The organism is Psychrobacillus sp. Z3-81 (assembly GCF_056620325.1).
The window spans coordinates 1-279 of sequence record NZ_JBWQPU010000048.1 but is presented as its reverse complement, the minus strand read 5'-3'; the positions used below and the strand labels follow the sequence as shown (position 1 = coordinate 279).

At 50.2% G+C, this 279-nt stretch carries 1 protein-coding gene; it reads left to right on the top strand.

Annotated elements, in window-relative coordinates; translation table 11 throughout:
• Positions 1–40: 40 nt before the first annotated feature.
• On the top strand, positions 41–279 hold a 239-nt coding region (locus AC1ECF_RS17575; protein WP_480390732.1), incomplete at its 3' end, for a hypothetical protein.

Sequence of the window (279 nt, the reverse complement as noted above, 5' to 3'; positions counted from 1 at the left end):
CGAGGGCTTCACCAGCAAACCATTGAAGGGAGAGATTCACATGGGGAAAACATCATCTCCAACCGAATCACAAACACTGATGTTTGCAAAAGAGTGGAAGGAGCAGGAAGCTGTAGTTGTGCCTGAGGTGGTATACAGTCGTCATATCGTCATGTTATCTGGCCCCTGGACAGAGCAGGAACACGTCATGGCTGCCAAACTTCCGAATGTGCAGTATGTATCCCTTGGGCCAGACCCAGCGGATCGAGTTGGTCATTCCGGCTTGATGGATGAGCAATA